Origin of the sequence: Leifsonia sp. EB34, from assembly GCF_041260585.1 — a bacterium.
Classification (GTDB): Bacteria; Actinomycetota; Actinomycetes; order Actinomycetales; family Microbacteriaceae; genus Leifsonia.
The window spans coordinates 117,451-136,908 of the sequence record NZ_JBGCCV010000001.1; the positions used below are offsets into that span (position 1 = coordinate 117,451).

General features: G+C 68.7%; 17 protein-coding genes, 1 tRNA gene and 1 other RNA gene. 7 read left to right on the forward strand and 12 right to left on the reverse strand.

Annotated elements, in window-relative coordinates:
- Positions 1-850: 850 nt before the first annotated feature.
- Positions 851-1,954, reverse strand: a complete 1,104-nt coding sequence (locus ABIA36_RS00615; protein WP_369960215.1) for a fatty acid desaturase — start codon at positions 1,952-1,954, stop codon at positions 851-853.
- A 1,429-nt stretch (positions 1,955-3,383) separates the two neighbouring features.
- On the opposite strand from ABIA36_RS00615, the gene ABIA36_RS00620 reads away from it, so the two are divergent.
- The gene (locus ABIA36_RS00620) at positions 3,384-4,562 is read left to right on the forward strand and encodes a site-specific integrase (protein ID WP_241705291.1); all 1,179 of its coding nucleotides are present in this window, start codon (positions 3,384-3,386) and stop codon (positions 4,560-4,562) included.
- Between the two features lie 186 nt (positions 4,563-4,748).
- On the opposite strand, the gene ssrA is transcribed toward ABIA36_RS00620, so the two are convergent.
- Positions 4,749-5,143: a transfer-messenger RNA gene (gene ssrA / locus ABIA36_RS00625) on the reverse strand.
- 125 nt (positions 5,144-5,268) lie between these two features.
- Between ssrA and ABIA36_RS00630 the strand changes: the two genes are divergently transcribed.
- Positions 5,269-5,934 (forward strand): SIMPL domain-containing protein, encoded by a 666-nt coding sequence (locus ABIA36_RS00630; RefSeq protein WP_369960218.1) that lies wholly within the window; start codon positions 5,269-5,271, stop codon positions 5,932-5,934.
- Between the two features lie 15 nt (positions 5,935-5,949).
- Here ABIA36_RS00630 and ABIA36_RS00635 read toward each other — a convergent pair whose 3' ends face one another.
- The 6 genes from ABIA36_RS00635 to prfB form a co-directional block, all read right to left on the reverse strand.
- Positions 5,950-6,657 (reverse strand): DUF5666 domain-containing protein, encoded by a 708-nt coding sequence (locus ABIA36_RS00635; RefSeq protein WP_369960219.1) that lies wholly within the window; start codon positions 6,655-6,657, stop codon positions 5,950-5,952.
- Positions 6,658-6,721: 64 nt separating this feature from the next.
- Positions 6,722-7,513, reverse strand: coding sequence for a tyrosine-protein phosphatase (locus ABIA36_RS00640; protein WP_369960221.1), 792 nt, complete (start codon positions 7,511-7,513; stop codon positions 6,722-6,724).
- Between the two features lie 47 nt (positions 7,514-7,560).
- On the reverse strand, positions 7,561-8,037 hold the full coding sequence (gene smpB, locus ABIA36_RS00645) for an SsrA-binding protein SmpB (protein WP_369960222.1): 477 nt from the start codon (positions 8,035-8,037) through the stop codon (positions 7,561-7,563).
- 83 nt (positions 8,038-8,120) lie between these two features.
- Positions 8,121-9,026, reverse strand: a complete 906-nt coding sequence (gene ftsX / locus ABIA36_RS00650) for a permease-like cell division protein FtsX (RefSeq protein WP_369960223.1) — start codon at positions 9,024-9,026, stop codon at positions 8,121-8,123.
- Positions 9,023-10,150 carry a cell division ATP-binding protein FtsE gene (gene ftsE, locus ABIA36_RS00655; RefSeq protein ID WP_369960225.1) on the reverse strand — a complete coding sequence of 376 codons (1,128 nt, stop codon included), beginning with the start codon at positions 10,148-10,150 and terminating at the stop codon, positions 9,023-9,025. The genes ftsX and ftsE overlap by 4 nt, the downstream gene beginning before the upstream one ends.
- A gap of 118 nt (positions 10,151-10,268) precedes the next feature.
- The gene (gene prfB / locus ABIA36_RS00660) at positions 10,269-11,381 is read right to left on the reverse strand and encodes a peptide chain release factor 2 (protein WP_369960226.1); all 1,113 of its coding nucleotides are present in this window, start codon (positions 11,379-11,381) and stop codon (positions 10,269-10,271) included.
- 70 nt (positions 11,382-11,451) lie between these two features.
- Between prfB and ABIA36_RS00665 the strand changes: the two genes are divergently transcribed.
- The 4 genes from ABIA36_RS00665 (at position 11,452) to ABIA36_RS00680 (ending at position 14,806) form a co-directional block, all read left to right on the forward strand.
- Positions 11,452-12,732 (forward strand): MFS transporter, encoded by a 1,281-nt coding sequence (locus tag ABIA36_RS00665; RefSeq protein WP_369960228.1) that lies wholly within the window; start codon positions 11,452-11,454, stop codon positions 12,730-12,732.
- Positions 12,733-12,788: 56 nt separating this feature from the next.
- Positions 12,789-13,826, forward strand: a complete 1,038-nt coding sequence (locus tag ABIA36_RS00670; protein ID WP_369960230.1) for an LLM class flavin-dependent oxidoreductase — start codon at positions 12,789-12,791, stop codon at positions 13,824-13,826.
- A gap of 17 nt (positions 13,827-13,843) precedes the next feature.
- Positions 13,844-13,925, forward strand: a tRNA-Leu gene (locus tag ABIA36_RS00675).
- 173 nt (positions 13,926-14,098) lie between these two features.
- A complete protein-coding gene (locus tag ABIA36_RS00680; RefSeq protein WP_369960232.1) occupies positions 14,099-14,806 on the forward strand; it encodes a DedA family protein in 708 nt (235 codons plus the stop codon).
- A gap of 18 nt (positions 14,807-14,824) precedes the next feature.
- On the opposite strand, the gene ABIA36_RS00685 is transcribed toward ABIA36_RS00680, so the two are convergent.
- From ABIA36_RS00685 to murI, 4 genes are all read right to left on the reverse strand, one after another.
- Positions 14,825-15,727: a cation diffusion facilitator family transporter gene (locus ABIA36_RS00685; RefSeq protein ID WP_369960234.1), complete on the reverse strand. Its 903-nt coding sequence runs from the start codon at positions 15,725-15,727 to the stop codon at positions 14,825-14,827.
- Between the two features lie 105 nt (positions 15,728-15,832).
- The gene (gene rdgB, locus ABIA36_RS00690) at positions 15,833-16,432 is read right to left on the reverse strand and encodes an RdgB/HAM1 family non-canonical purine NTP pyrophosphatase (protein WP_369960236.1); all 600 of its coding nucleotides are present in this window, start codon (positions 16,430-16,432) and stop codon (positions 15,833-15,835) included.
- Entirely contained in the window at positions 16,432-17,187 is a 756-nt protein-coding gene (rph, locus tag ABIA36_RS00695) for a ribonuclease PH (protein ID WP_369960238.1), read from the reverse strand. The genes rdgB and rph overlap by 1 nt, the downstream gene beginning before the upstream one ends.
- Before the next feature lie 41 nt (positions 17,188-17,228).
- Positions 17,229-18,047, reverse strand: a complete 819-nt coding sequence (gene murI, locus ABIA36_RS00700) for a glutamate racemase (RefSeq protein ID WP_369960240.1) — start codon at positions 18,045-18,047, stop codon at positions 17,229-17,231.
- A 91-nt stretch (positions 18,048-18,138) separates the two neighbouring features.
- Between murI and ABIA36_RS00705 the strand changes: the two genes are divergently transcribed.
- The gene (locus ABIA36_RS00705; protein WP_369960242.1) at positions 18,139-19,443 is read left to right on the forward strand and encodes a nicotinate phosphoribosyltransferase; all 1,305 of its coding nucleotides are present in this window, start codon (positions 18,139-18,141) and stop codon (positions 19,441-19,443) included.
- The last annotated feature ends 15 nt before the right edge of the window (positions 19,444-19,458 follow it).

Genomic DNA, 19,458 nt, shown 5'->3' on the forward strand with positions numbered 1-19,458 from the left:
CGCCGACAAGAAGCACGCGGCCGACAACGGGGCGGGGCATGCGGGTTGATAACGGCAATAAGTGTCCGGTCAGTCGGGTGGAGTCAACCGCGAAGCCTGGGAGTAATCCGGCTGCGCGATCCTCCGACTCTGACCGGGTCATTGCCGATGCAGTCGTCCCGTAGCCGAGATTGACGGTGCCGTGGACAGTTCGGAACGCGCATGCGTAGGCCAGGCCGGTGCCAAGCTAAGGATCCCAGCAAAGATAGAGCCCGTCGAAGCCATCCAGGGCGGGCGCGTACCCCCGCACGGCTACGGCCAGGTACCCGCGGTTGGGCGGCTGTCCCAGGGGACGGCGCACCGTTGCGTTCGCCCCGTCGGCGCCGATCAGCACTTGCGCGCTATAGGTGCCGTCAACGACGACGCGGCTCGAATCTTGGTGTACTTCGCGCCGGCATGCTGGCGGTAGATCACCCCGGACTTGCCGGCAGCGAGCATAAGCCGGTGATCGAGCTCAGCCCGAGGGACCACATACCCGGGATTCAATGCCGTTCCAGTCGTGTCGGCATTTCCAGCGACCAGCTGGAACCGAGACACCCGTTCGTTCGGGCAGAGCAGGCCAGGGAGACCAGGCCATCGATCCGCTGGCGGCTTCAGGGCGCGCCCCCGTCGCCGCGCACTTTGTCCCGGCCCCAGCGGTTTTCGATCAAGGACATCAGTACCCTGGCGGTCGCCCGAGCGCGTAAAGCACTCATTGCCGCCGCCGGGCCGCGGCCTGGCGCCGACGACGATGACTTCGAACGCCTCAGGAACCCCTGTCACAGCAGCGCCCTCCGTCCACACGCAGCGCCCAGTTTCGAGCCACCCTGTCTTAACGCCCCAACGCGCTCGCGGCTGGGCAGTCGAAAGGATCGGCACCAGCAGACAGGCCGACCCGGTTCAGGTACCGGATTACAATGCCGTACGACTCGATAAGCGTGGCCTCCGTGTATGCGATCCCCTTTTCGGCGCAGTAGGCCTTCGTGATCAGTTGTGCTTGCTTGAGATGCGGTCGGGGCATGTTTGGGAACAGATGGTGTTCGACCTGGTGGTTGAGTCCGCCCATGAAGAGATCCATGAGGCGGCCGCCCCGCACGTTGCGGGACGTGAGAACCTGGCGCCGGAGGAAGTCCACGTTGGCGTCACGCGCCAGGATGGGCATCCCTTTGTGGTTCGGAGCGAAGGATGCGCCCATATAGATTCCGAACACCGCGAGCTGAACGCCCAGGAACGCGAACGCCAGTCCGGGTGGCAGCAGGAGGAACAGCACGGCAAGGTAAGCGCCGAATCGGGCGACGAGCATCAGTGCCTCCAGCCAGCGCTTGTCGACCTTGCCGGGCCCGAAGACGGTGCGGAAGCCGTGCAGGTGCAGGTTCACCCCCTCGAAGGCGAGGAGCGGAAAGAACAGGTAGCCCTGTCGCCGAGTCACCCAAGCGTAGGGGCCGCGCGCTTTCGCGGCGTCGGTCTCGGTGAACGAGACGAAGTCGCGCGCAATGTCAGGGTCTTTGCCGAAGATGTTCGGGTTCGCGTGGTGACGACTGTGTTTGGTCATCCACCAGGAGTAGCTAATACCGACGATCAGGTTCGCGATCACGCGGGCCGACACGTCGTTCGCCTTGCCTGAAGTGAAAACCTGGCGATGTGACGCCTCATGACCGAGAAAGGCGAACTGGGTGAAGACGAGACCGAGTATGCCGGCCAGGATGAGCTGGAACCAGGAGTCACCGAGCAGAACGAAGCCGACACCGACGGCGCTCAGAACGACAACCAGGATGATGAACATCCCGATGTAGAAGCCGCGGCGCCTCGACAACAGGCCGGCATCTCGAACGGTACGAAGGAGCGCCGAATATTGAGTGGTCGGGTTGGACCGGTCACCGCCGCGTTTGGGGCGCGTGAAAATGACCGCTGAAACTGTCGAATCGGTGCCGGACATTGTGCCCCCTATCGGCGCGAGCGAAGTGCTCTAGCAACCAGGGTCTGGGGCAGCAATCAAAAGACTAACAGTGCACCTTGTGGGTAGCGTGGGACCGTGACGGCGGGGTTACTCGCGGTCGGGCATGAGTGTATACCGTCACCAGATCGCCGGGCGCCGGGTACCCCGGCGCCATCCTGCTCACCTTCTCGACCACGTGCGCAATGTCGGCCTTCTGGTGGCCGACCGACGCACCCCTGGTCCTGGCAGGAGGGGCCGCGGCATTCGGCTTCGTCTACCGCTGACTCCGCAGACATGGCGATGCCCCTCGCACTGAACTGGGCAGGACGCTCAGCGACCTGGTGGACCAGGCGCCTTCTACTCTCGTGGCTGTTCTGGTTTCTCCCAGCAATCGGCGACGCACCCCTGATCGTGCGCGCCGTGGCAATGCGCAGTCGCGAGCGCCTACGTCGGCTGAGCTAGCTCCTCCTTAAAATGACGAACGCGCTAGAGGTCGCGCTGGCAATTGGGCTCGCATCACTGGACCCGCCTCGAGATGGATCAGCCATAGATAGGCCGAGGGACTCGAAAATCAGTAACGAAGAATGGACCCTACAGACGACCACCGAAAGAGATGAGAAACCCAGCGCGAGAAGCAGCGAAGGGCAAGCAAGCACAGACCAAAGACAACCAGTCGAAAAGCAATGCACGTAGGCACTTTAAGTGGAGCGCTGCTCAGCGCCCGGAATGACGGGGGTCGCGTGTAAACCAAGGTGCATGGCAAATCGGGGGAAGGCAAAGCGGACAGAGGGACGTGGAAGGTCCTACGCGCGCCAGCGGCTTGAGCGCGACGCAGCCTCCGCCAGACGCTCATCCGAGAGACAGCGCATCGCTGAAACTGCGCGAACCACCAACGCTCTATCTGAGCTGGAAACGAAGTGGGGCGGACGCGAAGAAGCGCTCCGACATCTACGTGACGTCGCGTCGACGATCGAACGTCTGCGACGAGAACAGGCCGCAGCTCGGACAGAGCGCGACCAACTGATCACCCGTTTGCGCAACGCCGGCGAGAGCTGGAACTCACTCGCCGCACTAACAGGTCTCAGTCGTCAAGCGCTGAGCAGGCGAGCTCCCGATGCCTAACACCGGAACCTCTGATGCTGAGCAGCTCTCAGCCGGCCCCGCAGCGGACAGTTTCGCGCGTTGGTCGACCGCGTCAAGGGTGCAGCTCCGCTGCATCGCGAAGCGACGCGCAGCGCCCTTGACACGGTCTCCCAACACGCAATCATCAGGGAGCGGGGCAGTCGCAAGAACCGAGCCGGGTTGGTTTCAATCGCCGCACGCTCGAAAGCCTGAAGTACGCGACGATCTCGCCCGAACTTGCCAACCTGTATCCGAGGGCGCTTCTGATCAGAAGCGCCACGACCACCGCCGTCACTAGGAGGTCATCATGGGCAGCGTCACTCCGTACGACACAGCGGCCGGACGACGCTGGCGGGTCCGATACCGGACACCGGAGCACGTCCAGACGGACAAACGCGGCTTCACTACCAAGCGAGACGCGGAGCTCTATCTCGCCAACGTCGAGATCTCGAAAGCAAGCGGATCCTTCGTCTCCGCTGCCGCGGCACGCGTCACGGTCGGCGAATTGGCTGCCGAGTGGCTGGCGAACAAGCAGCAATCGATGAAGCCCTCGAGCTACCACTCGATCGCCGTATCGTGGCGCGTCTACGTCGGCCCGCGTTGGGCAACGACACCAGTCGGGGCGATCCGCGCCAGCGCCGTGGAGCAGTGGATCCGTCAGCTTGGGCAAGGAACGGCTGTCACGCACAAGAGCGGAGGAAAGACCGTCCCTGCAGCGCAGGCCCGTCCGCGCTCAGCGACGGTCGTTCTCCGCGCCCTCGGTGTGCTTGCCGGCGTCCTCGACATGGCCCTCAAAGATGGCCGAGTACCCAAGAATGTCGCGCGGCGCACAGAGGGAGCGCCCCGAAAGGTTTCCAACAAGCCACGTCGTTATCTCAGCCACGCCGAGGTCGCCCGTTTCGCCGCAGCTGCCGCCACGCCAACCCAACGGACGATGATCGTCCTGCTCGCGTACTGCGGGCTGCGATGGGGAGAGGCCGTCGGGCTCCAAGTTCGCGACCTGAACATGCTGCGTCGACGCCTGCAGATCAGCCGCACGGCCACCGAGGTCGACGGCAAGATCCTCGTCGGTGCACCAAAGTCGTGGGAGAAGCGCGCCGTGCCGTTCCCCGCCGTCCTCGCCGAGCCGCTCGCGCACCTCTGCGAAGGCAAAGCGCCAGACGACCTGGTCTTCGCCGATCGCTTCGGGCAGTTCTTGCGCCGACCCAAAACCAGCGCCGGCACGTCGTCATGGTTTCTCGACGCTCTCGTCGCCTCCGACATTGAGCGCCTCACTCCGCACGATCTCCGGCACACTGCGGCAAGCCTCGCCGTCAGCTCCGGAGCGAACGTCAAAGCAGTCCAGCGGATGCTCGGCCACAAGTCGGCCGCGATGACACTCGACACGTACGCGGACCTGTTCGAAGACGATCTCGACGAGGTGGCTGAGCGCCTCGACGAAGGTGCCCGCCGGGCCAACCTCGCCGACGTGTGGGCACGCAACTAACTCCGCGCCCATAACGCTCATGTAATCACAATGAGCTCCGTTAGAACCAACGAGATCACCCAATGCCCACAAAAGTGTGGGCAAAGTGTGGGCACGCGACCAAATCGGGGCCTCTCCCGCAAGCGGAAAAGGCCCCGACTTCCGCGTGATTACGCGGATCTCAAGCAACGCGCGACGACGACCGATTGGTGGAGATGGGGGGAATCGAACCCCCGTCCACTGCTGTGGTCATGTGCCTTCTACGGGTGTAGCCAGTTAAGTCGCTTTCTCAGCCCCGGAACTTGTCTCTGGCACCTGCTCCGACGGGCTCAGTATCAGTGAGAGTCCCTCTGCGCCCTGATGCGCAACGCAGAAGCAAGTCTTCTAGCTGACGCCAGGATCCGGGTAGAAGACAATTCCCGGTCTGACGGTCTCTTCAGTGGCGAAGGGGAACTTACGCCGCGAGGGCGAAGTCGGCCTTGGCCGAGACAGTGCTCTTGTTATTGGCACTTATTTTTTCGCATGGATCGTTTACGAGATAACCATGCATCCTCGACCCGCTTCTCACACTCTCGCAGACAATGTCGAAACCGATCATCCCCATGCGACGGCCGTGAGGCCGGGTCGTCATCGCGCGCTGTTGAGTTGTCCAGATACACGCCGCTCCTGGCGGCGAGCTTCTCATCCTATAACAACAGCGACCCCACTTCTATGCCACGATCGGTGGATGGCCGACACCATCATCACTGTCCAGGGTGAGTTCGAACTGACGCACCCGCCCGAGCGGGGAGCGGTGCGGCTGAGCGTCGCCTACGAGGGCGAGCAGCGCGACGAGGCGCTGGCGCTCACCACCCAGCGGCACGCGTCGCTGGCGGCCGAGCTGCGGGAGCTGCACAATCCGCAGACCGGACCGGTGACCGCGTGGGCCTCCGATCGGCTCCGGGTCTGGGGCGACCGGCCGTGGAATCAGGACGGCCGCCGGCTCGCACCGGTCTACCACGCCGAGATCGGGATGGACGTCACGTTCAGCGATCTGACGGCGCTGTCCGACTGGGTGGGCGTCGTCTCGCTGCTCGACGGCGTCAGCATCCAGGGGGTCACCTGGAGCCTGACGCCCGCGCGCCGGCAGTCGATCACGCAGGAGGCGCGCCGACGCGCGGTGGAGAACGCGGTCGCCAAGGCGACGGTCTACGCGACGAGCCTCGGTCTGACGACCGTGAAGCCCCTCGCGCTCAGCGACCCGGGGATGCTCGGCGACGGGCCCGCCACCCCCCAGCCGCTGCCGCTCCAGGCGCGCGCGATGTCCGCCGAACTCGGCGGCGCGACTCTGGCCCTCAAGCCGGAGGACATCACGGTCGCGGTGCAGGTGCACGCACGCTTCGCGGCGTCCTGAGCCGAGGGAGGGCGGTCAGCTACTCGGCTTCGGTGACGGAGTGGGGCTCGGCTGTCCCGGCCCGAGCGGGAGGTCGGCGACGTTGAGAATGCGGGTCGCCGTCACGGTGCTGCCCGACCGGGTGCCGATGACGATCACGTCGTCGCCGACGGCGAAGTCGGACGCCTTCCGCGTCTGACCGGGTGCGCCGTACACGGTGGACGACGTGGTGACGACGGTCAGGGAGGCGCCACGCTGCGTCGTGATGGTCCAGGTCGAGCCGGAGAGCTGCGTCACGGTGCCGCGGACGACGCCCTTGGCGATCGGGCCCTCGTCCTGACGGCCGCCCTGGCCGGAACCGTTGCCTTTACCGTTCTGCCCAGGGCCTCCGGGGAATCCGGGCGCGCCCGGCTTCACCTGCACCGGGCCGCGGTTGCCGTCGTGCAGCAGGCGCGAAACGGGCGAGCCGGCGTGGAAGATGACGGAGCCCACCGCGAACGCGCCGACGCCGGCGATGCCGAACAGCAGGACGACGGCGAGCACGAGGGTGGAGATCGCGAACGCGAGGCCGTGGCGCTTGTAGAACGGCTCCCCCACCGGTCCCGCCGGCGCGCCGTAGTGCGGCGGCGGCCCGTACGGGTTCCCGTTCTGCTGCTGCGGCGGCATCTGCTGCGGCGGCATCTGCTGCTGCGGCGGCACCTGCTGCTGCGGGTGCAGCGGCTCGGTGGGCTGATTCTCGTCCATGCCTACCAGAACACCTGATCAAGCCGCGATACGGCTGAACGCCGGTTATGCCTTCGATGTGAACTCACGCGGGCTCCACCAGGACGGAGCGCAGCTTCGCCAGCTCCAGCTCGTCCAGCCCGGTGGCCAGCAGGTATTGGCGCACGCTCCCGAACCGGCGATCCACCAGGTCGAGCGCCTCTTCCAGCGCCTCGGGCGGGCTGCCGCCGAGGATGATCCGCAGGTCCGGCGTGACGTCCACCCCGTGGCTGCGCACCAGGTCGATCATCCCGTCCAGCCAGGGGCCGCGGAGGTTGGCCTGCGTCGCCGCGTAGTCCGCGATGACGAGCTCGCGCTCGACCCCGACGGCGAGCAGCGCGAGCGCGATGACGATGCCGGTGCGATCTTTGCCGGCCGTGCAGTGCACGACCACGGCATCCTCGCCGGTGTCCGCGATCTCCCGCAGCGCGGTCACGATGACCTCGCCGTGCTGGAGCAGGATCTTCTCGTAGAGCCCGACCAGCGTGATGCCGATGGTCGACTGCGACGCGCCGGAGCCCTCGAAGACCGGGAGGTGGAGACGCTGGAGGCCGAGCCCGCGCACGTCGTCCGGCATGACCGAGAGCTCGAAGTCGTCGCGCAGGTCGATCACGACGCGCACCTCGAGGTCGCGCAGCGCCTGCCGGCCCTCGTCGCCGAGCCGCGCGAGGCCGTCCGAGCGGAACAGCTTGCCGCGGCGCACCGCACCCTCCGGAACCGGGTACCCGCCGGCGTCCCGGAAGTTGTAGGTGCCGTTCACCGGGATGCGCTCCGCGACGACGCGCGTCGCCGCACGGCCCGTCGCGTGGGCGCCTATGGCCTCGTCGTCGCTGCTCATGCCCTCATCCTGCCACCCGGCGCCGACAGCGCGTCGAGCGGCGCCCGTCACTCGCCGAGATGACGCCGGCTGGACATCGCGCGCTGGGCTTCGCGGTTGTCCTGGCGCTCACGCAGCGCCTGGCGCTTGTCGTACTCGCGCTTGCCCTTGGCGACCGCGATCTCGACCTTCGCGCGCCCGTCGCTGAAGTAGATCTGCAGCGGGACGATCGTGTAGCCGCCCTGCTTGACCTTGTTCTCGATCTTCACGATCTGCGCCTTGTGCAGCAGGAGCTTGCGCTTGCGGCGCGGGGCGTGGTTGTTCCAGGTGCCGTCCAGGTACTCGGGGATGTGCACGGCGTCGAGCCAGGCCTCTCCCCCGTCGACGAAGGCGTAGCCGTCGACCAGCGACGCCCGACCCTCGCGCAGCGACTTCACCTCGGTGCCGGTGAGCACGAGGCCCGCCTCGTAGGTGTCCTCGATGGTGTAGTCGTGGCGCGCTCGGCGATTGGTGGCCACGACCTTCTGGCCACGTTCCCTGGGCACAGCGTCTCCTGACGTCGAAGATGGTGCTGCCCGGCACATCGCCGGGCAGCAGACCAGTCTATAGCGTCACGCGCGGCGAGTGCTCAGACCCGCAGGTAGCGCTTGATCGCGAAGTTCGCGGAGGCCGCCGCCAGCACCACGCCGACGACGATCAGCAACGGGATCACCAGCCAGCCCTGATCCATCCCGACGAAGTTGATCGACGGGATCTTGGGGCCGAGGAAGCCGCGCACGAAGTACTGCACCAGCAGCCAGATCACCACACAGCTCAGAATCGATCCGATGAGCGCGGCGATCACGCCCTCGATGATGAACGGGGTCTGGATGAAGCGGTTGGATGCGCCCACCAGCCGCATGATGCCGATCTCCCGCCTTCGCGAGAACGCCGACAGCCGGATCGTGGTCGCGATCAGCAGCACCGCGGCCACCAGCATCAGGATGGCGATGCCGATCGCGGTCAGACTCGCCGCGTTGAGGATGTTGAAGATCTGATCGAGATAGCTGCGTTGGTCCACCACGCTCTGCACGCCGGGCGTGCCGGAGAGCGTCTCGGTCAGCACATCGGAGCGGTTCGGGTCCTTCAGGTTCACCCAGAACGTCTGCGGGATCATGTCCGGCGTGACGTAGTTCGCGATCTGGTTGCCCTTGAACTGCTGCTTGAACTGCTCGTAGCCCTGCTTCTGGTCCTGGAAGTAGAACTTCTGGATGTAGGGCGAGATCTCCGGAGACTGAAGCTGCTTCTTGACGGCCTCCACCGTCTGCGTGGTCGCGGCGCCGCCCGGGCAGTTGTCGGTCTCGGTGCACAAGTACACGGCGACCTGGGCGCGGTCGTACCAGTAGGTCTTCATCTGGGCGATCTGCAGCTGCAGCAGTGCGGCCGTGCCGACGAAGGTCAGCGAGATGAACGTGACGAGCACGACGGAGACGACCATCGAGAGGTTGCGGCGCAGGCCGTTGCCGACCTCGGACCAGATGAGCCCGAATCTCATTTCGTGGGCCCCACATTCTGTTCGCCGTCGCGGTCGGACGCGTCGCGCAGTCCGCTCAGGTCGAGGTTGGCGGTGAAGTTCAGGTGGTCCGGGAGGTCCTCGCCGGCCGCGGACGCGGGCACGGACACCGGGACGGGCGCGGGCACGGCCGGGGCCGGCGCGGGAGGCTGTTGCGCGGGAGCCTGTTGCGCAGGCGCAGGCGCAGGCGCTGGCGGCTGGTAGGCCGGGACCGGGCCGGTCGCCCCGACCGGGACGGGCCCGGTGGGGTGCGCCACCGGCGTGTGCGGACGCGTCATCGGCTCGGACGGCGCGGGCGCCGCGGCGGCGGCCGACACCGGGACGGTCGGGATCGGAGCGGAGGCCGGACTCTGCACGCCCGCGGCCTGCGGCACGTGGGCGGCGAGGCCGTCCGCGGTCGGCCGGGGCAGCGGGATCGCCGAGGTCACGCCGTAGCCGCCGTGCCGCTCGTCGCGGACGATCTGGCCGCCGACGAGCTCGATCACGCGCTGCTTCATCTGGTCGACGATCGCCGCCTCGTGCGTGGCCATCAGCACCGTGGTGCCGCCGGCGTTGATCTGGGCGAGCACCGACATGATCCCGGCGCTGGTCGCCGGGTCGAGGTTTCCGGTCGGCTCGTCGGCGAGGAGGATCTGCGGCTTGTTGACGACGGCGCGCGCGATCGCGACGCGCTGCTGCTCACCGCCGGAGAGCTCATGCGGGAGGCGCTGCGCCTTGCCGTCGAGGCCCACCATCGCGAGCACGTCGGGGACGGCCTCCTGGATGAAGCCGCGCGACTTGCCGATCACCTGGAGCGTGAAGGCCACGTTCTGGAAGACCGTCTTGTTCGGCAGCAGCCGGAAGTCCTGGAAGACCACCCCGATGTTGCGGCGGAAGTACGGGACCTTGCGCGAGGAGATCGTGCCGAGGTCCTGGCCCAGGACGTGGATGGCGCCCTTGGTCGGCCGCTCCTCCTTGAGGATCAGCCGGAGGCAGCTCGACTTGCCCGAGCCGGACGCGCCGACGAGGAAGACGAACTCACCGCGCAGCACTTCCAGGTTGATGCCGTTGAGCGCAGGGCGCGCTGTTCCCGCGTACTGCTTGGATACGTGTTCGAACCGGATCATGACTGTTAGAGACTAAGCAACTCTTCCGCGATCCACAGTAGCGACATGCCCGAGAGCCGCAAGCCTGACAGTCCCCGGCACACGCGCTGAGCGCGGGCGACGGGCGGCCTGTGACGGTCTAATCCTCGTCCTTGGCGCCCGCGCGCCAGCGGATGCCCGCGGCGATGAAGCCGTCGAGGTCGCCGTCGAACACCGACGCCGGGTTGCCGGACTCGTAGCCCGTGCGCAGGTCCTTCACGAGCTGCTGGCCGTAGAGGAAGTAGGAGCGCATCTGGTCGCCCCAGCTCGCGGTGATGGTGCCCGCGAGCTCCTTCTTCTTGGCGGCCTCCTCCTCCTTCTGGAGCAGGAGCAGCCGGGTCTGCAGGACGCGCATGGCTGCTGCACGGTTCTGGATCTGCGACTTCTCGTTCTGCATCGAGACGACGATGCCGGTCGGGAGGTGGGTGATGCGGACGGCGGAGTCGGTGGTGTTGACCGACTGGCCGCCGGGGCCGGAGGAGCGGAACACGTCGACGCGGATGTCGCCCTCGGGGACCTCGACCGCCGTGGCCTCCTCCATCAGCGGGATGACCTCGACCGCGGCGAACGACGTCTGGCGCTTGTCGGCCGACCCGAACGGGCTGATCCGGGCGAGCCGGTGCGTGCCGGCCTCCACCGAGAGCGTTCCGAACGCGTACGGGGCCTCGACCTCGAAGGTCGCCGACTTGATGCCGGCGCCCTCGGCGTAGGAGGTGTCCATGACCTTGACCGGGTACTTGTGCTGCTCCGCCCAGCGCAGGTACATGCGCATGAGCATCTCGGCGAAGTCGGTGGCGTCGTCGCCGCCGGCGCCGGAGCGGATGGTGACGATCGCCGAGCGCTCGTCGTACTCGCCGCTCAGCAGCGTCTGCACCTCGAGGTCGCCCAGGGTCTTCTGCAGCGCCTGCAGTTCGGCGCGGGCCTCGGCGGCGGACTCCTCGTCGTCGCCCTCGACGGCCAGCTCGACGAGCACCTCGAGGTCGTCGAGCCGCTGCTCGACGGAGGTGATCCGGCCGAGCTCGGCCTGACGGTGGCTGAGCGCGCTGGTGACCTTCTGCGCGTTCGCCGTGTCGTCCCAGAGGTCGGGCGCGCCGGCCTTCTCGCTGAGGTCGGCGATGTCGGCGCGGAGCTTCTCCACGTTGACGACGGCGACGATGTCGGCGAGGGTCGAGCGGAGCTCCGCGATCTGCGGGGAGAGGTCTAGTTCGATCATGGCGTCCTCCAGCCTACCGGCTGGCCCTCGCGGCGAGACGTGCGCGGGACAGTTGTACTGTGTTAATCAAATGACTTCCGACGAGCGCCCGTTCTCCTTCCGGTCCGTCGCACTCGCCGCCTTCCTGCCGACGCTGCTGTTCTCGACCGGCGAGGGCGCGATCATCCCGATCATCCCGATCGCCGCGGGCAATCTCGGCGCGACGCTGGCGATGGCCGGCTTCATCGCCTCGATGCTGATGCTGGGCGAGCTGGCGGGGGACATCCCGAGCGGCTGGCTGGTCTCCCGCATCGGCGAGCGCACCGCCATGATCGGCGCCGCCGCGGTCGCGGTCGCGGGCGTCGTGGTCTGCCTGCTCGCCCCGAACTACTGGGTGCTGATGGTCGGCATCTTCGTGGTCGGGGTCGCGACGGCCGTCTTCGCCCTCGCCCGGCACGCGTTCATGACGACCTACGTGCCCGTCCGCTACCGGGCGCGGGCGCTGTCCACGCTCGGCGGGATCTTCCGGGCCGGCTGGTTCATCGGACCGCTGATCGCGTCCGTGGTGATCGCCGCGACCGGGTCGACGCAGTCGGTGTTCTGGATCTTCATCGTGAGCTGCCTGGGCTCGGTGGTCGTCCTGCTGGTGCTCCCCGACCCCGAGCGGATGTTCGGCCCGGCGCCGACCACCGCCGGGCACGGCGGCGAGCGACTGACCGAGGGCGACGAGGACGCCGACGAGCGCACCCGCGGGCTCTTCGCGACCATCTGGGCGTTCCGCGGCGTGCTCGCGCGGATGGGCTCCGGCATCTCCCTCGTCGCGGCGGTCCGCTCCGCGCGCACTGTGCTGCTGCCGCTCTGGGCCGTCTCGATCGGGCTGAGCGAGGCGAACACCGCGCTCATCATCGGCCTCGCCGGCGCCGTCGACTTCGCCCTGTTCTACGCCAGCGGCCAGCTCATGGACCGGTTCGGCCGGATGTGGAGCGTCGTCCCCTCGATGCTCGGGCTGGGGATCGGCTTCCTCGCGCTGTCGTTCAGCCACGACCTCCCGGGGGCGGTGGCCTGGTACATCGGCGTCGCGCTGTTCCTCGCGTTGGCGAACGGCATCGGCTCGGGCATCATCATGACGCTCGGGGCCGACCTGGCGCCGAAGGAGAACCCGGCCGCGTTCCTCGGCGCGTGGCGGTTCACCGGCGACGCGGGGCAGGCGGCGGCGCCGCTGGTCGTCTCGCTGCTGACCGGCGTGGTCTCGATCGCCTTCGCGAGCGGGGTGATGGGTGTGCTGGGGCTGGCCGGCGCCGTGCTGCTCGCCCGGTTCATCCCGCGCTACATCCCGCGCCGACCGCGTCCCGCACAGGGGCTGACGGAATAGCGGCGGCTGCCGTACCGTTCGATGCGTATGCATACGCATTGAGCAGGAGGACGGACATGGCCGCACGGCTGGAACTCGGGATCGACACGTTCGGCGACATCACGCTGGACGCCGACGGCAGTCCGCTGCCGCACGCGCAGGTGCTGCGCAACGTCGTCGCGGAGGGCGTGCAGGCCGACCAGGCCGGCCTCGACTTCATCGGCATCGGCGAGCACCACCGCAAGGACTTCTCCGTGGCGGCCCCGGAGGTCGTGCTCGCGGCGATCGCCGGCCAGACCGAGCGCATCCACCTCGGCTCGGCGGTCACCGTGCTGAGCTCGGACGATCCGGTCCGGGTGTTCCAGCGCTTCGCCACGCTCGACGGCGTCTCCAACGGCCGCGCGGAGGTCATCCTCGGCCGCGGCTCCTTCATCGAGTCCTTCCCGCTGTTCGGCTTCGACCTCGGCCAGTACGAGGAGCTGTTCGACGAGAAGCTCGACCTGTTCGCCGCCATCCGGCAGCAGGAGCCGGTGACCTGGAGCGGCACGCTGCGGCCGCCGCTCACCGAGCAGTCGGTGAACCCGCCGGTCGAGCACGGCCTCCTGAAGACCTGGATCGGCGTCGGCGGCAGCCCGGAGTCGGTTGTGCGTGCCGCGCGCTACGGCCTCCCGTTGATGGTCGCCATCATCGGCGGCGGCCCGATGCGCTTCCAGCCGCTGACCCAGCTCTACCGCAACGCGCTGGAGCAGTTCGGCCAGGACACGGACCTCCCGATCGGCGTGCACTCCCCCGGCTTCGTCGCCGAGACCGACCAGGAGGCCAAGGACCTGCTCTGGCCGCACTGGGAGGCCATGACCAACCGGATCGGCCGCGAGCGCGGCTGGCCGCCGGCGACCCGCGCGCGCTTCGAGCACGAGGCGGCCGAGGACGGCGCCCTGGTGGTCGGCTCGCCCGAGACGGTGGCGCAGAAGATCGCCTACGCCGCGCGGGGCCTCGGCCTCACCCGTTTCGACGTGAAGGTCAGCAACGGCACGCTCGCCCACGAGCACATCATGCGCGCCATCGACCTCCTGGGCCGCGAGGTCGCGCCCCGCGTGGATGAGCTATTGTCGTAGCCGCGCGCAGCGCAACCGCGGGAGTGGTGAAACTGGCAGACACGCAGGATTTAGGTTCCTGTGCTTCACGGCGTGAGGGTTCGAGTCCCTTCTCCCGCACCTCATCGTCCGTCCATGGGATGAACAAGGGCGACACTCAGTGGGCCCACAGGGTGAGGTTCGCTGGTAGAGCCCTGATTCGCACGGTTCGTGGAGGTTGCGCCCACTAAACTCGGGGCTGAATCCGTGGTGCGAACGCCACGGGACCCGAACGCAACCCACCCTGGAGACTCGTGATCCATCACGCCGGCCTCGTCCCCTGGCTCGACCCCACCACGATCATCGGCGCGGCCGGGCCGTGGGCGCTGCTCGTGGTGTGCGGCATCGTGTTCGCCGAGACGGGCCTCCTGGTCGGCTTCCTGCTGCCCGGCGACACCCTGCTGGTGATCTCCGGCCTGCTCACGCACACCTCGCGCGTCTTCGGCGTCGACATCTGGTGGGTCTGCCTGGCGATCGCCTTCGCGGCGTTCCTCGGCGGCGAGGTCGGCTACCTGATCGGGCACAAGGCCGGTCCGCGCGTGTTCGAACGCAAGGAGACCGGGCTGTTCAGCATGGAGAACGTGCGGCGCACCAACGCGTTCTTCGACCGGTTCGGGGCGCTCGCGGTCATCGTGGCCCGGTTCGTGCCGATCGTACGCACCTTCGCCCCGGTCGCCGCGGGCGTCGGGCACATGAACTACAAGAAGTACTCGCTCTACAACGCGATCGGCGCGCTGCTCTGGGGCGCAGGGCTGACGCTCTTCGGGTTCCTCATCGGCTACATCCCGCCGATCGCGAACTTCGTCACCCACTACATCGACTTGATCCTCGTCGGCGCCGTGGTCATCACGCTCGTCCCGACGCTCTTCCACTACGTGCAGACGCTGCGCAAGGCGAAGAAGAAGCGCGTGGAGGCCGAGAGCGCCGCCGCAGCAGAGCCGCACCCCACGCCCGACATCTGAGACCAGCGAGACCGCCGCTTAGCGGTGGAACTCGTCCTCGTGCGCGGCGTGCTCGGCCGGCTCGAGCTGGAACGTCGAGTGCTCGACGTCGAAGTGCTTGGCCAGGCAGCCGGAGAGCTCGTCCAGCAGGTCCCCGGTCGCCCCTGAGCGGAAGACGCCGGCGTCGACGACCACGTGCGCGGTGAACACCGGCGCGCCCGAGGTGATCGCCCAGACGTGCACGTCGTGCACGGCGACGACGCCTGGCGTGCCGAGGATGTGGTCCCGGATCTCCGCCACGTCCGTGTCCGCGGGGGCCGCCTCGCTGAGCACGCGCACCACGTCGCGCAGCAGCAGCACCGCGCGCGGGACGATGAACGCGGCGATCAGCAGCGACGCGATGGCGTCGGCGGGGGCGAAGCCGGTGAACATGATCACCAGCGCCGCGGCGATGACCGTCAGCGAGCCGATCAGGTCGCCGAACACTTCCAGGTAGGCGCCGCGCATGTTGATCGAGTGGTCGGCGGCGGGACGCAGCAGCAGGAGGGCGCCGAGGTTCGCGACCAGGCCGATGACGGCGACCACGAGCATCGGGCCGGACTGGACCTCCGCCTCCCCCGACACCAGCCGGCCGATCGCGCCGACGGTCACGAACACCGCGACGACCACGAGGATCAGCCCGTTGATGAGCGCGCCGAAGACTTCGGCCCGTCGGTAGCCGAACGTCTGCCGGTCGGTCGCGGGGCGGGCGGCCACGATGGTGGCCATCAGTGCCACGACGAGGCCGGTCAGGTCGCTGAGCATGTGGCCGGCGTCGGCGAGCAGCGCGAGCGATCCGCTCAGCCACGCGCCCACGACCTGCACGACGAGCACCGCGGCGACGATCCCGATGGCGATCAGGAGCCGGTTGCGGTTGGCGGAGTGGCCGTGGTCGTGACTCATGGTGCTTCTACGGTATGTCGGAGTCGGCGGGGCGTGCCAGCGCTGCGGCTAGATAGGAATGAGTGCCGTTCTCATTCTCAGACCGCGGCGACTCAGCACGACTGCTCAGCGCTCAGCCGCGACCATTTCGCGCAGCGCGGGGATGATGGCGGCGAAGGCCCGCGACCGGTGGCTCTCGGCGTTCTTGACCTCCGGCCCGAGCTCCGCCGCCGTCGCGTCGTGCCCGTCCGGCACGAAGATCGGGTCGTAGCCGTGGCCGTGCTCGCCGCGCGCCTCGTGCCCGATGCGACCGGGCCAGAGCCCCTCGACCACGGTCTCCGTCCCGTCCGGCGACACCAGCGCCAGCGTCGCGGTGAAGTGCGCCGCGCGGGCGCCGTCCGGGAGGTCGGCGAGTTGGTCGAGCAGCAGCCGGAGGTTGGCCTGCGCGTCGCCGTGCCGCCCGGCCCAGCGCGCCGAGAAGATGCCGGGAGCGCCGCCCATCACGTCCACGCAGATGCCGGAATCGTCGGCCAGCGCGGGCAGCCCGGTGTGCGCGGCAGCGGCGCGCGCCTTGATGAGGGCGTTCGCCTCGAACGTCACGCCGTCCTCCACCGGCTCCGGGCCGTCGTAACCGACGATCTCGAGCCCCGGGACCACGTCGCCGAGGATCTGCTGGAACTCCCGCGCCTTGTGCGGGTTGTGCGTGGCGAGGACGACGCGGACCATCAGCCCTCGATGCCGAGCGCGGAGGACTCCAGCGCGGCTTGCTGCACGGCGGCCAGCTCGGCCGTGCCGCCCAGCGCCAGGTCCAGCAGCGCGTTCAGCTCGTCCCGATCGAAGGGCGCGCCCTCGGCGGTGCCCTGGACCTCCACGAACGACCCGCGGCCGGTGACGACGACGTTCATGTCGGTCTCGGCGCGGACGTCCTCCACGTAGGCCAGGTCGAGCATCGGGGTGCCGTCGATGATGCCCACCGAGACGGCGGACACGGAGTCGACCAGCGGGGTGGCCTTCTGGCCGATGAAGCGGTGCTGGCGGCCCCACTCCAGGGCGTCCGCGAGGGCGACGTAGGCGCCGGTGATCGCGGCGGTGCGGGTGCCGCCGTCGGCCTGCAGCACGTCGCAGTCGATCACGATGGTGTTCTCGCCCAGCGCCTTCATGTCGACCACCGCGCGCAGGCTGCGGCCGATCAGCCGGCTGATCTCGTGGGTGCGGCCGCCGATCCGGCCCTTCACCGACTCCCGGTCCATGCGCTCGTTCGTGGAGCGCGGCAGCATGGCGTACTCGGCGGTGACCCAGCCCTTGCCCTTGCCGGCCATCCAGCGCGGCACGCCGTTCGTGAAGGACGCCGTGCAGAGCACACGCGTGTTCCCGAACGAGATGAGCGCGGAGCCCTCGGCCTGCCGGCTCCAGCCGCGCTCGATCGTGACGGGCCGCAGCCCGTCGGGGGTGCGGCCATCCGCGCGGGTGATGTCGGTCACGGTTCTCTCCTCGGTGGGAATCGGTTGATTCTGGGGGGGGCTCAGAGCGGGAGGTCGATCACGCCGGTCTGCACCAGGTCGACCCGGAAGATCTCCGGCCCGATGAACCGGTGCGCCAGGCGCAGGAAGTAGTCGGCGTCGAGGCCGGTCGCCTCGTAGCGGATGCTGGGCGGCGTGGTCTCGGTGCGCTCCAGGCCGCCGCTGACGAGCGTGCGGTAAACGTCCTGGGCGGTCTCGGTGTCGCTGGAGACGAGCGAGACGCCCTCCCCCATGACGTACGAGATGGCGCCCTTCAGGAACGGGTAGTGCGTGCAGCCGAGCACCAGCGTGTCCACGTCGGCCTCGCGCAGCGGCTGGAGGTACTCGGCGGTGACGCGCAGCACCTCCTCGCCGCTGGTGATCCCGGCCTCCACGAACTCGACGAAGCGCGGGCAGGCCTGCGTGAAGAGCTGCAGCGACGGCGCGGCGGCGAAGGCGTCCTCGTAGGCGCGGGAGGAGATCGTGCCGGCCGTGCCGATGACGCCGACCCGGCCCGTCCTGGTCGCGGACACGGCACGGCGCACCGCGGGCTGGATCACCTCGATCACCGGCACCGAATAGCGCTCGCGGGCATCGCGCAGCATCGCCGACGACGCGGTGTTGCACGCGATCACGATCAGCTTGACGCCCTGGTCCACCAGGAAGTCGAGGACCTCCAGCGAGTAGCGCCGCACGTCCGCGATCGACTTCGGCCCGTACGGCGAGTGCGCGGTGTCACCGACGTAGAGCAGCGACTCGTTCGGAAGCTGGTCGCGGATGGCCCGCGCGACGGTGAGCCCGCCGACCCCCGAGTCGAAGATCCCAATCGGCGCATCCGTCACAGCAGTCCAGCCTACCCGTCCGCGCCCCTACCCGCCCGCGCCCCTACCCGTCCGCGCCCCTTCCCATCGGCGCCGTGGCTAAGGTGGAGCCGTGACCGAGTCCTCCGCGCTCCTGACCGACCGCTACGAGCTGACCATGCTCGACGCCGCACTGCTCAAGGGCACGCACGACCGCGAGAGCGTGTTCGAGGCCTTCACCCGCCGGCTGCCGGCCGGCCGCCGCTACGGCGTCCTGGCGGGCACCGGACGGCTGCTGGACCTGATCGAGCGCTTCCGGTTCGGCGACACCGAACTGGAGTACCTGCGCGACAACGACGTGGTGCGCCAGGAGACGCTGGACTGGCTCGCCGACTTCCGGTTCTCCGGCACCATCCGGGGGTACCGGGAGGGTGAGGTGTTCTTCCCCGGGTCGCCGTTCCTGATCGTGGACGCGCCGTTCGCCGAGGGGGTCCTCCTGGAGACGCTCATCCTCAGCGTCTTCAACTACGACTCCGCCGTCGCGTCGGCCGCGGCCAGGATGGTCACCGCGGCGGCCGGCCGCCCGCTCGCCGAGATGGGCTCGCGGCGCGCCAACGAGCGCAGCGCCGTGGCGGCGGCACGCGCGGCGTACATCGCGGGCTTCGACGCGACCTCCAACCTGGAGGCGGGCCGCACCTGGGGCGTGCCGACGATGGGCACCGCGGCGCACGCGTTCACGCTGCTGCACGACAACGAGGAGGACGCCTTCCGCGCACAGGTGGCGGCCATGGGCCCGGGCACGACGCTGCTGGTGGACACCTTCGACGTGGAGCGCGCCATCGAGACCGCGGTGCGCGTCGCCGGACCGGAGCTGGGCGCCATCCGCCTCGACTCCGGCGACCTCCCGAAGCTCGTCCGCCAGGTGCGCGACCAGCTCGACCGGCTGGGCGCGACGCGCACGCGCATCACCGTGACCAACGATCTGGACGAGTTCACCATCGCCGCGCTGTCGTCGTCGCCGGTGGACTCGTACGGCGTCGGGACCTCCGTCGTCACCGGCTCGGGGGCGCCGGCCTCCGGGATGGTCTACAAGCTCGTCGCCCACCGCGACGGCGACGGCGCCTGGGTGCCGGTGGCCAAGGAGTCCGACGGCAAGGCGAGCATCGGCGGCCGCAAGCACCCGGTGCGCCGGCTGGACGCGTCGGGTCGCGCGGTCGCGGAGGTCGTCCACATCGTGGAGGCCGGCGACGTGCCGGACGACACCGGCCGGGACCTCTTCGTGCCACTGGTCACCGACGGCGAGGTCCACCGCGAGCACCTCGGCCCGGAGGGCACGACGCGGGCGCGCGAGCACCGCGCGAGCGCGATGCGGGAGCTGCCGGACGAGGCGTTCCGGCTGGGTCGGGGCGACCCGGTGCTGCCGACGATCTTCGGCTGAGGCGCCTACTCGATC

What these genes read in the sequence shown, in the direction of transcription:
- ABIA36_RS00630 (WP_369960218.1), top strand. Translation starts at nt 5,269, where the DNA reads ATGGCCGACACCATCATCACTGTCCAGGGTGAGTTCGAACTGACGCAC.
- ftsX (WP_369960223.1), bottom strand. Translation starts at nt 9,026, where the DNA reads ATGAGATTCGGGCTCATCTGGTCCGAGGTCGGCAACGGCCTGCGCCGC.
- prfB (WP_369960226.1), bottom strand. Translation starts at nt 11,381, where the DNA reads ATGATCGAACTAGACCTCTCCCCGCAGATCGCGGAGCTCCGCTCGACC.
- ABIA36_RS00640 (WP_369960221.1), bottom strand. Translation starts at nt 7,513, where the DNA reads ATGAGCAGCGACGACGAGGCCATAGGCGCCCACGCGACGGGCCGTGCG.
- ftsE (WP_369960225.1), bottom strand. Translation starts at nt 10,150, where the DNA reads ATGATCCGGTTCGAACACGTATCCAAGCAGTACGCGGGAACAGCGCGC.
- ABIA36_RS00620 (WP_241705291.1), top strand. Translation starts at nt 3,384, where the DNA reads ATGGGCAGCGTCACTCCGTACGACACAGCGGCCGGACGACGCTGGCGG.
- ABIA36_RS00615 (WP_369960215.1), bottom strand. Translation starts at nt 1,954, where the DNA reads ATGTCCGGCACCGATTCGACAGTTTCAGCGGTCATTTTCACGCGCCCC.
- rdgB (WP_369960236.1), bottom strand. Translation starts at nt 16,432, where the DNA reads ATGGTCCGCGTCGTCCTCGCCACGCACAACCCGCACAAGGCGCGGGAG.
- ABIA36_RS00635 (WP_369960219.1), bottom strand. Translation starts at nt 6,657, where the DNA reads ATGGACGAGAATCAGCCCACCGAGCCGCTGCACCCGCAGCAGCAGGTG.
- ABIA36_RS00670 (WP_369960230.1), top strand. Translation starts at nt 12,789, where the DNA reads ATGGCCGCACGGCTGGAACTCGGGATCGACACGTTCGGCGACATCACG.
- ABIA36_RS00685 (WP_369960234.1), bottom strand. Translation starts at nt 15,727, where the DNA reads ATGAGTCACGACCACGGCCACTCCGCCAACCGCAACCGGCTCCTGATC.
- ABIA36_RS00665 (WP_369960228.1), top strand. Translation starts at nt 11,452, where the DNA reads ATGACTTCCGACGAGCGCCCGTTCTCCTTCCGGTCCGTCGCACTCGCC.